Below are 13,033 nucleotides of genomic sequence, written 5' to 3' on the forward strand. Positions count from 1 at the left end.
TAACGACGTTAAACATCTGTAAGCCTTCTATTTACGAGCTTCTCGCAATTTCTGCCGGGTCTCCTCAACGCTCAGTCCGTGCCCATGATGGATGTCTTGCTTTGCCAGCATGGCGAATTTAAGCAGGGCATTGGCCTGCCGCTCTAATTCCTGTGCCCGAATTTCAGCTTCACGTTCAGCAGCAGTTTGAACGAACAGTTCAGCAACACCATTTTTCGTAATATACACACCACCTTCAAAGAGCTCCGGTGAACCCAGACCTTCTCTGGCCGCGCGTTGTGACATTGTATTAGACATTTTTCCCCTTGAGATATCGCAAGCAGTAACTCAGTGTCTTGTATAGCATCATCTCGGTGGCGTGGACAAATTGAGGGCATATTTACACCAAGAATATGCGTTCGGCGTCAATCTCATAAAAGAGGGTGTAGAAGGTAACAGCTTGATTTGTTGTCATGTAGAGGACAGCCATGAACTAATGAACCCATGCACGCAATTTAACATAATATACATTATGCGCACCAATGATGCTGCGCGTAGAATCTGGATATCGTCATAGATCAGTGGCTCACGCTGCTAAATTACTGACATGCATCACCGCTTTCAGGTAGATCACCATCATATAATGCTGTTGATTATGATGATGCGGGCTTTCTTTCTTGATGACATTCTCAAGCATTTCTACCGCAGAATCAAAACGTTCAGGGTTGGATTTTATTGCAGTAATACTTTTTCAAACTCTTCAGGAGTATTGGATAATGAAAAAGAAATACCTCATGGCGATCCTTACCAGTGCACTCCTGCTTCAGGGGTGTTCGGCATTTGATAAACATCATGGCGTTAGTTGGGGGCAAGGCTCCTGTCCGACACCAGCAGCAAATGAAATTGACGAATCAAACCAGCTGATCATTAAAGATGGCAAAACGATGAAATGCCAAATTCGTCCTTATGTCAGCAATATGGCCTGCCAAGGGATTACGGACGATATCAACACTGATGGAATCCTATGCCAAAATGGCCTTGGACAGTCGATTTTATTTACTTTTGACGACAAAGGCGTGCTGAAACAACACAAATTCTTGTAACTGGTGTTAACTGAGTGACGTCGGGAGTTAAATAGCCCATGCGGCTTATGGTGTGTATGGGCTACTACTTGGTTGCGCTACGCGAAATCTGAGAAACAATAGCTACATCGCCCTTACAGATTTCACCAAAACGCCTGCAAAATTTTGCAGCAGTGAGCCACCTGCTGGACTGACTTTCGCGGGCGGCGTTCAAATCTACAGACTTCTTTCTGACACCTAAAGACTCATTCAGGAAAGTCGAGTATATCAACGTCCATAGATTGGTGAATAACGCGTAAAATGAAGATGTCGTTATCCTGCAACATGTAATAGATGGAGTGTTTCTTGAATTCGAAGCGACGCATCCCTGCGCATACCCAATCACATTCCCTGCCAATCCAAGGAGATGTGGCCAGTAGCTCAAAAGCTCTTTTCAGTTCATCGTGATAACGCCGGGCCTGGTTTTGACCAAACTGCTGTATTGTGTAACGGGCAATCTGAAAGATATCTTCATCAGCCAGCTCGGAAAGCTTATACATTTAAGTCCTTTGCAGCCCTTGCAAAAATGTCATCCATACTGTTTTTGCTGGCTGGGGAATTCAGACCTGCCAGTACCATTTCACGGACATTTTGCATACGCTGTTCGCGAGCTTCCATCAGGCGTAAAGCGTCGCGGACAACTTCGGATGTATTGCCATAACGACCAGATTGGATCATATCGCCAACGAATCCGTTGAAATGCTCACCGAGGGTAACGCTGGTTACTCGTGCCATAAATTTTCCTATTGTTGTATTACTCAGTAATACAACAATAGCAAAGTGTTGTAATGACTGCCAGCGCATCGGCAAATATGCCTTCCGTCATGGTTGCGCTACGCGAAATCTGAGAAACAATCGCTACATTGCCCTACAGATTTCACCAAAACGCATGCAAAATTTTGCAGTAGTGAGTCACCAGCTGGACTGATTTTCGCGGGCGGCGTTCAAACTACAGACTTTTTTCTGACACCTCTAAACCGTAATGAACGGCTAACCACACGGTCGGGCCATCTGGATCTGTCCATTCGACCCGGTGTCGACATTGTGCCGGGATGTTAATGAAGTCACCCACGTGCATCTCTCGTACTTCTGCTTCATTTTCGAACCGTACGCCTGCGGAACCCTGTAACACCATGACCCATTCACTTTGGGGTTGGCAATACCAGAATCCCGGCGGGCTCGATTGCCCGGTAGAAATGATGCGCTCAATTAACACTCCAGGCTGAGATATCAATTCCTCGAAAGTTTCCGCTTCTGCCTTGAGCGCGGCGTCAGGAAAATGTTTCAGCATATTCGTTATCATCTGCACGTTTCTCCATTATCAACAAAACTTAATCACCCTGATTTTTGTAAGCCATTATAAATGAATGCTCAGGATGAATGCTCTTCTTCGTCGATAAGCTCTTTGGCGTTTTGCTTCATAAATACTATTTCTTTCGGATTGGAAAGATTTACCCGCTGTTCACGCAACAACTTGAGGATATTAAACAGCAGATCGCTCTTAGTGGCGCCGACCATGCGCGGGCTGGCAACATAGCCCGTCACGCTGAGGATGATGCCATCTGGGCCAAGTTGGCTAAAGCGTACATAAGGCGCAGGCGTTTCAAGGATGGATTCATATTCCCGATATGCGCTCAGCAAAATATTGCGCACCAGTTCAGGATCGATATCAATGGGGAACGTCAGCGCAATCGTCACCACACCCTGTGCATTGCCCATGGTGGCATTACGCACGTTCTGCGAAATAAGCTGGGAATTAGGCACAATCATGGTCGAACGATCGCTCAGCTGGATTTCCGTGGCGCGTACGTTAATACGACGCACATCACCTTCTACACCGCCAATACCAATCATGTCCCCTACTTTTACCGGGCGTTCGGTGAGCAGGATCAGGCCGGAAATAAAGTTCTTCACAATCTCCTGTAAGCCAAAACCGATACCGACCGATAATGCACTGACAATCCAGGCCAGATTGTTCCATTGAATACCCAACGTGGCCAAGGTGATCAAAATGATCAACACATAACCAACGTTGCTGAACAGCGTCACTAATGATGCCCGGATACCAATATCGCTGATGGTTTTTGGCAATAACTCATGGCTTAACCAGCGCTGGGTCACCCGCAGGACATAGATACCGATCACCAGGATAATTACCGCATTGAGCAGATTGCTCGGGACGATATTCAGCCGTTTCAGTCCATCGCCGCTCAAAATGGCGATAATTTTCTCAATCAGCGAATTGGGTGTTGTAGTACCGAATGAGCCATTAAGTAATGCAACAAGCATCAGGAGCAATAATGAACATTTGCCGATAGCGGTGAAAATAATCGTCAATTGCTCAAGATGGCGATCTTTGAAGTTAAGTGACTTCTTCAATGCACGGCCACTGGTGGTTTGCGGCGAGAAAACAGCGGCACAGAGATCGGTGGTGAACAGCACCAGGAAATAAAACGCCATCAGAACCAGCGCAATCCAGATTAGCTGGTAGACCAAAAAACGAGCAAAGGCGACGTAGCCTATTAACAGTGATAACAGTATCACTATGGAAGATAGCAAAATCAGGATATTAGCTATCCCATCAAGCGTGGAGCGTTTCTCAACATGTTCACCATTACGCACCAATTGATGGCGAATATGGCGAGCGCGTAAAGGTATGGCCAAGAGTACCAACGCCATCAAAGTAGAGACCAGTCCGTTGCCCAATACCGTTGTTTTAAGGCTGGCACCCGTTACGTTGTTAATCTGTTCTATCGAACCAAAAGCCAATGCCAAGGCGGCAAGCAATGGTGGGAAATAGCGCATTCCGGAAGCAATAGCATCCTCCATGTGCGCCAAACGCCAGGATGGGCGGTTAAGTGAAAGATAAGCCCGCCCTAACCCTGCGATCAACGCACAGAAAATCCCCAATTGTTTGAAACCATTAGCAAAGTCTTGCACTACAGGGCTGAATTCTTGAATGCGTGAAAAGGTGAACTCAATCAGATTTAGCGCAACTGTGGCTGCAAGCAGGGTAATCATCGCCGTCGCCAGCGCCATAAAGCTACGGCGCAACCTGCCATCCGGTAAGTAACGAATACTCAGCCAGGCCAAAAAACGCTCAACGGCATAACGACCCAACGACCAAATGACAACGACCAATCCCAATAATCCCGACGTGCCGTAACGCCATTCCTCTTGCCAACTGGTATCCCAAATCTGCAGCATCTGCTGATTAAAATCGCTGAACTGGTTTAGGTCTTCTTCGGGCGGCTGTTCCTCTGCCCCCCAGAAGTCAGAAGTCAAAATACTGCCAGTGTTTAACGCTAGCTGTGTTTTGAATGCGACGCGGCGCAGATCGTTGATCTGTTGCCCCAGCGCGATGGCATTGGCTCTAATCGCTTGAGAACGTTTTACCGCATCATCCAACTGCCCTTTACTGCTGTTGAGCATATTGCGTTGCTTGGCAACAGCGGCCGTTTCTGCCATCGAACCTGGCGCAGGTTCTGGCCCAAGTACGTCCAGCTGCGCCTGCAATTTTTCCTGCTCTGGTTGCAGGTCGGTCACCAATTTCTCTAAGCTTGTCGCCAAGGTCTGCGTAGCAATAAACAGTTTGCTTAACTGATTATCTGTGTGGGCTTTAGAGACCTGCTGCTTAATCGCATCCAGTTGTTTTTGATAATTCTTCAGTACCGTAGCGGTATCTGGCTGGCTGCTTGCCGCAGTGGTCGCCGGAACTGCGGCATGTGTCAACGGGGCCAGTTGCAGGCCAAACAACAAACAGGTGAACAGGAATATCTGTAAAGGCTTCATCATAACCGTGAATACTCAGGATGAGTTGGCGACAGACGAAGCGATGAACCGATTTCGCCTGAATAATAGGAGCTGATTATAGTAATAACCTATTCCGCGCAAAAGCGTATTCATCCGAGAATCAGATCAGAAGTTGTAAATCAAGGCTAGGTTGGCGTGCAGGAAGGCAACAATGGTTAAACGGTAAAACGCCCCTTTCCTGATGGCAAGGGGCGTTAGTCAATCACAGCGGTTCGACGTGCCCGATAACCCGCGATACGGCCGGAAACTGCATTCTCAGTTGCCTTTCAATAAAGTCGACAGCATCGTGCGCCGCGCTAATCGACAGCGCAGGCAAAACCCGGCAATGGAAATTCACAATCACACCCTGTGACGTTTTACGGGCGCGGATATTATGTACATCCTTCACCAGCCCGCCGTTTTCAGCTGATAGCGCCAGTGCTTGCTGGATCTGCGCCAACTCACCGTGTTCCACATCCTGGCTGGTCAGGCAATGCGCTGTCTGCGGTTCCAAATGTGTTTCTATCTCGGTATTTTCCCCGAGCGCCTGGCGCAGAACATGCTCCACTTCACAGGCGATATCATGCGCCTGCTCCACGCTGGCACTGGCCGGTACCGCCAAATCCATACTGATCGACATATGATCTGCCAACTGTTGTAGCGTGAGATTTTGCACCACGGCACCGTGATTGGCCGCCAGCATACGGATACGGGTCGCCATATCTTCATCGCTTCTGGCCTGAGGGATGGCAATCACCCTCACCTCCGCCTTGGTATATTGTTGCGTAATTTGTGCGGCAATCTCGGTTTTCAGCGTGTTGATCCGCTCCAGCGACAGGGTCCGGCATACTCCGACGCTCACCTCAATAAACAGCGTTGCCCCGGCACTGCGCAAACGAATGTTTTCCGTAGAGAGGATCGCCGGGAAATCGTTGAGCAATGCAGCGATATCTTCCCGGCTACCGGCTGGCGCGGTGTCGATCAGGGAATCAAACGAGCGCTTGCCCAGCTTCAATGCCGCAAACAGGATGAAGCAAGCCACCACCAGTGCCGCCAGCGCATCCGCACGGGCAAAACCGAACAGCACAAAGACCATGCCCAACAACACCACACCAGATGACAGCATATCGGAGAAGAAATGCAGCGCATCGGCCTCCAGTGCCGCACTGTCGGTCGCTTTTGCCACACGATTCAGCGCTTTCACGCGGAAATAGTCGACCACGATCGATACCAGCAGCACCGCAATGACAAAGGGCGCAGCAACAATCTGATGCGCCTCACCCAGCAAGCTGTTCACCGCTTCGTAAATGATCCAACCTGCTGCGGCCAACAGTAATAGCACCTCGAACAGTGCCGCCAGGTTTTCGACCTTGCCATGGCCAAAGTGGTGTTCGTCGTCGGCCGGTTTATCACTGACACGCACCGCCCACCAAGTAATAGAGGTAGCGATAAAATCGGTGAAGGAATGAATACCTTCGGAGATAAGGCCAATACTGCCGGTGAAAATACCGGCAATAAATTTGCCCAATGCCAGTAGACCGCTGGCAATCATTGAGTTTCTGGCAACGGCTTGCTTTTCATTTTGCATAACACAACTCATGTTCGGAGTAAGAAATTAATTTTTTGTTTTTGCCGAAAATTGCCAGACAAAAGCGATGAGCAGAATACTCCCTGAAAAGGTTAACATCAAACTGGAAATAAATTCAGACTTACCGGTTGAATAGAAATAAATCTCATTAATACCTACAGAGATCATTAAAATAGCGTAAAGCAGACCCATAATAAGAATAACCATCATTATCACTCACGGATTATATTGTCAGTATAAAATCCTCCCCATAATCCATGATGCAATTACGGGAAGGATGCTTCTAGGCGGTTCTTTTTCGTTCATTAGTCATCCCATCTCGTGCTCATGTAGGCTGCTGCCAGCCCCAGTACGCTGACCAAACCCAAAAAACCCATAAACATCATCATGTTTCCCATAACTTAATCCTCTTTAAATATAATCGATAACGACCTCGTTGATTAAAAGTACACTTGAAAAAGTGCTCATTGCGTTGATGTACCTCCATGGTTATGGCTCCCGCATCGGCAGGAGCCGATAAATCGTGTTAAATCCCCAGAACAACCTGAGCAATTTTGAAATAAATAATCAGACCGGTGCCATCAATAAAGGTGGCAATAAACGGAGCAGAGACCACAGCAGGATCGATCCCCCCTTTTTTCAGCAGCATCGGAATAATAGAGGCAACAATCGCGCTCCAGACAGTGATTGCCACCAGAGACAGACTGACCACCAACGTCACATCCATGCCGACCCCCATGATCCAGGCACGGATCCAGGCCGCCACCCCGATGGTGATGGCGATCAGCAACGAAGTGCTCACCTCTTTGCTGATGACGGCGCCCAAATTGCGCAGGCTGACTTCCCCCAGCGCCATGGCCCGTACCAGGGTTGAAGTGATCTGGGTGCCACTGTTACCGCCGGTTCCGATCAGCAACGGAATAAAGAATGCCAGCGCGATGGCCGCTTCCAGTTGCTCTTCGAACGCCTTCAGCACGTTACCGGTATAGGCTTCTGCCACAAACAGCAGCAGTAACCAGGCAGAACGCTTACGCCACAGCGACCAGGGGCTGGTTTCCAGATAAGGTTTATCCAGCGGCAAACTGGCGCCCTGACGCTGCGCATCTTCGGTATTTTCATCTTCAATCAGACGAGCAATCTCTTTTTCACCCAAGACACCAACCAGCGTCTTATTGACCACCACCGGCACGACATCCAGCCCGCCCTTACCCAGCAAATGAGCGACATTATTCCTGTCATCATCCGGCGAAACATGGAAGTAGGTATGGTTCATCATTGAACCCAGCGTTCGCTCGCCTTCACGGCATTGCAGCAGTTTCTTCACTGACAGCATGCCACGCAAATGGTAATCATCGGCGGTAATGAACAGTTGTGTGGGTATTTCATCGGTTTGCAATTGCGACAAAAAATAGTCTTTTGCCTCATTCACGGTCATCGTGCCAGAAACGGTGATGAAATCTGAGCTCATGTAGCAGGCAACAGAAGATTCTTTGTGAACTATTGCCGGTGCGGCTGTCACCATTGCTGAAGAATATGGAAGTGATTTAATCATGTTAGTCCCTATTTCTGTTTAAACTTCAACAGTGAATCGCATAGGGGCGTTAACCAAAGAGGGAGTGCAGACAGCCTATCTCCGCGTCCAGGTTTTAGCACTATACAACGTATCTGAAAAAATTTTCAGAAGTTACTTTGGGCTAAACCTTAATCCGATAAAGCCTGTCTTAACCTTGGGCATCTCTCGATGTCGTCAGATCAGTAACCTGTGTTTGTATAGGAGCCTCGCCAAACGAGATACTGCATTAAACTACAGGGCGATTATAGGCCTGTTAGGCTTGATTGCGCTCGATAACTCGCCTCTCGTTGAGGTTATATTTAAGAAATATCTGTATGTCTGAATTTGATTTTAATTTGGATAACTCGCTTAAGATTGCCTAATGAGATATATCCCAGCGAAAATTCTTAGCATAGAAAAGACGATTTCCGTATTTAACACTTTATGTTACGCTATTCCCTATAACCACTTTTAGTCTGTGCTTACCCACATAATAAATAAAAAATCTATACTTTACATCAAGTTAAAAAATGGAAATAACACCAAATGGAAAATCGCATATTCACCAGAGTTGAAGACCTCATATATAGAAAATATGATGGGGACATAAAATTCTTCGCGCAATTGCACAAAACCAGCGTTTATAAAGTTCACGATTGGATACGTCGTGATGCACATATTATTAATGGAAAAATCTGTATTCCAACCAAGCATTCTGTATGAAATGCAAGCTAGATCCCGCGTTATTCACCGATCTTAGCCATCGGGCCAAGCAAGTTTTGCTTGTGCCCGAGAACGTATCTTCCCTCCCTGCACCGGTCACAGCACAAGCAACTCCCCCCTCCTAAAGTTCAAGCTTAGTTTTTCCTTAGGGAAAGATGATTAGTGAGCAAAAACTAAAAATATTCTAATACGAATCGTTTTCACTATCATTCTTGATGTTCTTGGATACAATTGAGCAGCTCACGCTTCCCCGGCGTTGCTTAACTTATCTTCCTCGTTCATCAAAAGGATAACCGTATGAAGTTGCGTTTCACCTCTATTGCCCTGCTGGCTTCATCCATGATGCTGGCCTTCTCAGCCAGCGCAGCCTCCAGCGATCAAGGGATCGTGGTTTATAATGCCCAACACGAAAACCTGGTGAAATCCTGGGTTGATGGTTTTACCAAAGACACCGGCATTAAAGTCACTTTGCGTAACGGCGGTGACAGCGAACTGGGTAACCAACTGGTACAGGAAGGCAACGCTTCCCCGGCGGACGTTTTTCTTACTGAAAACTCCCCAGCGATGGTTTTGGTAGACAACGCCAAGCTGTTTGCTCCGTTAAATGCCAGCACGCTGGCGCAGGTAGAACCGCAGTATCGCCCGGAACATGGCCGCTGGACCGGCATTGCCGCTCGCTCGACGGTATTCGTTTACAATCCGGCCAAGCTCAGTGAAGCGCAGTTGCCAAAGTCCCTGCTGGATCTGGCTAAACCAGAATGGAAAGGCCGTTGGGCTGCTTCGCCATCAGGGGCAGACTTCCAGGCCATCGTCAGTGCCCTGCTGGAGTTGAAAGGTGAAGAAGCCACTCGTGAATGGCTGAAAGCGATGAAAACCAACTTCACCGCCTATAAAGGCAACAGCACCGTGATGAAAGCCGTTAACGCAGGCCAGATCGACAGCGGTGTTATCTATCATTACTATCCGTTTGTTGATGGTGCAAAAACGGGTGAAAACAGCAAAAACGTCAAGTTGCACTATTTCAAACATCAGGATCCCGGTGCTTTCGTCAGCACCTCTGGCGCAGGTGTTCTGGCTTCAAGCAAGCATCCGCAACAGGCACAGGAATTCGTGCAATGGATCACTGGCAAGCAGGGCCAAGAGATCCTGCGCACCCACAACGCCTTTGAATACGCCGTTGGCGTGGGTGCTGCTTCCAATTCTAAACTGGTGCCGCTGAACGATCTGGAAGCGCCAAAAGTGGAACCGTCCAAACTGAACAGTAAGAAAGTCGTCGAACTGATGACCGAGGCAGGCCTGCTGTAAGGCAGATCCATCGATACAGAGTGTTTTAACCGTTATGTCGAATATTTCTATCAATGCCGCGCCAGTATTACCGAGTGGTTCAGTGGCGCGGCGTTATCAGCAGCGGCCAGGGCTGTGGATGGTGGTTTCTGCGGTACTGCTTTCGTTGTTGGCCCTGCTGCCGCTGGGATTTGTCATTGGTGTCGCTATCGACACCGGTTGGCAAACGGTTAAAACACTGGTTTTCCGGCCTAGGGTTGGAGAACTGCTGCTCAATACTCTGTTACTGGTCATTTTCACCCTGCCGACCTGCGCGCTGCTCGGTGTGGCGCTGGCCTGGTTGACGGAGCGCACCCGGCTGCCGGGGCGGCGTATCTGGTCTATTCTGGCCATTGCACCGTTGGCCGTACCCGCCTTTGTTCAAAGCTATGCCTGGATCAGCCTGGTGCCGGGCATGCATGGCCTAGGCGCGGGCGTGTTTATCTCGGTCATTGCCTATTTCCCGTTTATCTATCTGCCGGTTTCGGCGGTTTTGCGCCGCCTTGATCCGGGGATTGAAGACGTTGCCACTTCACTCGGCAAACGGCCGCTGGCGGTTTTCTTCCGGGTGATCCTGCCACAGCTCAAGCTGGCTATCTGGGGCGGTTCACTGCTGATTGCGCTGCACCTGCTGGCCGAGTATGGGCTGTATGCCATGATTCGCTTCGATACCTTTACAACCGCCATTTTCGATCAGTTCCAATCCACCTTTAACGGCCCGGCGGCCAATATGCTGGCGGGTGTATTGGTTTTGTGCTGCTTGGGGCTGTTGGTGGTTGAAGCAGCCAGCCGTGGCCGGGCCCGCTATGCGCGCGTTGGCTCTGGCAGTGCGCGTAGCCAGAATCCGTATCCACTCAGCCCGGCTATTGGCCTGCTGTGCCAACTGCTGCCGATTACGCTCACCGCCCTGGCCTTAGGGGTTCCTTTCATTACGCTGGCTCGTTGGCTATATCTGGGCGGTTTTGCCGTCTGGGATAATAGCGACCTGTGGCCAGCCGTTCGGCAAACCCTGACGTTGGCTGCCAGTGGTGCAGTCATTATCACCCTGTGTGCCATCCCGATGGCCTGGCTTTCGGTGCGCTATCCGGCACGGCTCTATCGGGTGCTGGAAGGTTGTAACTACGTCACCAGTTCGCTACCCGGCATCGTGGTGGCCCTGGCGCTGGTGACGATCACCATCCATTCGTTCCGGCCCATCTATCAGACTGAAATCACGCTGCTGCTGGCCTACTTGCTGATGTTTATGCCCAGAGCGCTGATTAACCTGCGTGCTGGTATTGCTCAGGCACCGGTTGAGCTGGAAAATGTGGCGCGCAGCCTTGGGCGCACACCGTTGCAGGCCTTGTGCAGCACCACGTTACGTTTGGCCGCTCCGGGGGCTGCGGCGGGCGCAGCATTAGTGTTCCTGGCGATTACCAATGAACTTACCGCCACCCTGCTGCTTGCGCCTAACGGCACCCGCACGTTGGCCACCGGATTTTGGGCGCTGACCAGCGAAATTGACTACGTGGCGGCCGCGCCCTATGCCTTAATCATGGTTTTGTTGTCATTACCGCTAACCTGGCTTCTTTATTCTCAATCTAAACGCACGGCAGGATTATGAGCACGCTTGAACTACATGATATTGGTAAATCCTATAACGGTGTGACGGTGCTTGAGGGCGTTAATCTTCGGGTGGCCGCCGGTAGCCGTACCGCGATTGTCGGCCCTTCTGGTTCAGGTAAAACCACGTTACTGCGTATTATTGCCGGTTTCGAAGTACCGGATCGTGGTCAGGTGCGATTGCAAGGCAAACCGCTGGCCGACAACGGAGTATGGGTTCCGGCACATCAGCGCGGTATCGGGTTTGTACCGCAAGACGGTGCTCTGTTTCCCCACTTCAGCGTGGCTGGCAATATCGGTTTTGGGCTGAGCGGCAGTAAGCGGGAAAAACAGCATCATATTGATAGGCTGATGGATATGGTTGCGCTGGATCGGCGCCTGGCAAACTTATGGCCGCATGAATTATCCGGCGGGCAGCAGCAGCGGGTAGCGCTGGCCAGAGCCCTGTCGCAACAGCCTAAGCTGATGCTGCTGGACGAACCCTTCTCCGCACTGGACACCGGCCTGCGTGCCGCAACCCGCAAAGCAGTGGCGGAACTGTTAGCAGAAGCCAAGGTTGCTTCGATCCTGGTCACTCACGATCAGGCAGAAGCCCTCTCTTTTGCCGATCAGGTAGCCGTGATGCGTAATGGGCACTTAGCTCAGGTTGGGCAACCACAAGAGCTTTATCTGCGGCCGGTGGATGAACCCACCGCCACGTTCCTAGGGGAAACGCTGGTCCTGTCAGCTCACTTGGATCAAGGTTGGGCAGACTGCGTATTAGGCCGCATTGCGGTGGACGATCGCCTGCGCAGTGGGCACGCCCGCATCATGCTGCGCCCAGAGCAACTCCAGATTGGCCTTTCGCCACAGCCCGCTCAGCGGCAGGCGGTGGTCACCCATATCGACTTCGCCGGTTTCGTTTCCACGCTCAGTCTGTTGATGACCGACAGCCGTGAAACCGTGGAGATTAAAACCATCAGCCGTGAAGGCATTCGAATCGGATCAAACGTCAGCCTGAGCATTCTCGGCCAGGCGCATATCTTTGCCGATTGACTCAATGGCCGGGCTCCCTGCCCGGCCTGCTTAACGGCAGCTCTTGTCGTGCCGCATTTTCTTCGGCATCAGCAGATAATCCACTACCGCCTCATCCACGCAGCTATCGGCTCCCGTCAGCGCGAGCGTATGGCCATCGCCTTCACGGGTAATCAGCGGGCCTGTTTTTTGTTATATATCTTTTACCTATCACAGCCATTGCTTAATAAAACCACTACCATCAACTACGATTAGTCTGATGCTGTTGCAGACGTCTTGCACACGGCCGGTTGATAACCCATTGAGGGATATCATTGTAGTTTAAACTGTTTAAGCCTC

At 50.1% G+C, this 13,033-nt stretch carries 13 protein-coding genes and 1 riboswitch; of the genes, 4 read left to right on the forward strand and 9 right to left on the reverse strand.

Annotated elements, in window-relative coordinates; all coding sequences use genetic code 11:
- Positions 1–27: 27 nt before the first annotated feature.
- Positions 28–297 (reverse strand): hypothetical protein, encoded by a 270-nt coding sequence (locus ACX1CU_RS11765; protein WP_459398509.1) that lies wholly within the window; start codon positions 295–297, stop codon positions 28–30.
- Positions 298–755: 458 nt separating this feature from the next.
- On the opposite strand from ACX1CU_RS11765, the gene ACX1CU_RS11770 reads away from it, so the two are divergent.
- Positions 756–1,082, forward strand: coding sequence for a hypothetical protein (locus tag ACX1CU_RS11770; protein ID WP_459398510.1), 327 nt, complete (start codon positions 756–758; stop codon positions 1,080–1,082).
- Positions 1,083–1,306: 224 nt separating this feature from the next.
- On the opposite strand, the gene ACX1CU_RS11775 is transcribed toward ACX1CU_RS11770, so the two are convergent.
- From ACX1CU_RS11775 to ACX1CU_RS11805, 7 genes are all read right to left on the reverse strand, one after another.
- A complete protein-coding gene (locus tag ACX1CU_RS11775) occupies positions 1,307–1,600 on the reverse strand; it encodes a type II toxin-antitoxin system RelE/ParE family toxin (RefSeq protein ID WP_459398511.1) in 294 nt (97 codons plus the stop codon).
- Positions 1,593–1,835, reverse strand: coding sequence for a type II toxin-antitoxin system ParD family antitoxin (locus ACX1CU_RS11780; protein WP_459402791.1), 243 nt, complete (start codon positions 1,833–1,835; stop codon positions 1,593–1,595). Before ACX1CU_RS11780 ends, ACX1CU_RS11775 begins: the two co-directional genes overlap by 8 nt.
- Positions 1,836–2,049: 214 nt before the next feature.
- Positions 2,050–2,403, reverse strand: a complete 354-nt coding sequence (locus ACX1CU_RS11785; RefSeq protein ID WP_459398512.1) for a cupin domain-containing protein — start codon at positions 2,401–2,403, stop codon at positions 2,050–2,052.
- Positions 2,404–2,471: 68 nt separating this feature from the next.
- The gene (locus ACX1CU_RS11790; protein ID WP_459398513.1) at positions 2,472–4,895 is read right to left on the reverse strand and encodes a DUF3772 domain-containing protein; all 2,424 of its coding nucleotides are present in this window, start codon (positions 4,893–4,895) and stop codon (positions 2,472–2,474) included.
- Between the two features lie 220 nt (positions 4,896–5,115).
- Positions 5,116–6,480 carry a cation diffusion facilitator family transporter gene (locus ACX1CU_RS11795; RefSeq protein WP_459398514.1) on the reverse strand — a complete coding sequence of 455 codons (1,365 nt, stop codon included), beginning with the start codon at positions 6,478–6,480 and terminating at the stop codon, positions 5,116–5,118.
- A gap of 305 nt (positions 6,481–6,785) precedes the next feature.
- Entirely contained in the window at positions 6,786–6,878 is a 93-nt protein-coding gene (gene mgtS / locus ACX1CU_RS11800; RefSeq protein ID WP_459398515.1) for a protein MgtS, read from the reverse strand.
- Positions 6,879–7,006: 128 nt separating this feature from the next.
- Positions 7,007–8,032 (reverse strand): magnesium transporter, encoded by a 1,026-nt coding sequence (locus ACX1CU_RS11805; protein ID WP_459398516.1) that lies wholly within the window; start codon positions 8,030–8,032, stop codon positions 7,007–7,009.
- Positions 8,033–8,104: 72 nt separating this feature from the next.
- Positions 8,105–8,278, reverse strand: a riboswitch (M-box (ykoK) riboswitch).
- A 774-nt stretch (positions 8,279–9,052) separates the two neighbouring features.
- On the opposite strand from ACX1CU_RS11805, the gene ACX1CU_RS11810 reads away from it, so the two are divergent.
- From ACX1CU_RS11810 to ACX1CU_RS11820, 3 genes are read left to right on the forward strand one after another with little or no spacing between them, the layout of a single operon-like run.
- A complete protein-coding gene (locus ACX1CU_RS11810; RefSeq protein ID WP_459398517.1) occupies positions 9,053–10,060 on the forward strand; it encodes an iron ABC transporter substrate-binding protein in 1,008 nt (335 codons plus the stop codon).
- Positions 10,061–10,094: 34 nt separating this feature from the next.
- Positions 10,095–11,681, forward strand: a complete 1,587-nt coding sequence (locus tag ACX1CU_RS11815; protein ID WP_459398518.1) for an ABC transporter permease — start codon at positions 10,095–10,097, stop codon at positions 11,679–11,681.
- The gene (locus tag ACX1CU_RS11820; protein ID WP_459398519.1) at positions 11,678–12,715 is read left to right on the forward strand and encodes an ABC transporter ATP-binding protein; all 1,038 of its coding nucleotides are present in this window, start codon (positions 11,678–11,680) and stop codon (positions 12,713–12,715) included. The genes ACX1CU_RS11815 and ACX1CU_RS11820 overlap by 4 nt, the downstream gene beginning before the upstream one ends.
- Before the next feature lie 30 nt (positions 12,716–12,745).
- On the opposite strand, the gene ACX1CU_RS11825 is transcribed toward ACX1CU_RS11820, so the two are convergent.
- Positions 12,746–12,871, reverse strand: coding sequence for an alpha/beta hydrolase (locus ACX1CU_RS11825; protein ID WP_459402792.1), 126 nt, complete (start codon positions 12,869–12,871; stop codon positions 12,746–12,748).
- Positions 12,872–13,033 lie beyond the last annotated feature (162 nt).

The sequence above is a fragment of the Serratia sp. D1N4 genome, from assembly GCF_054552755.1.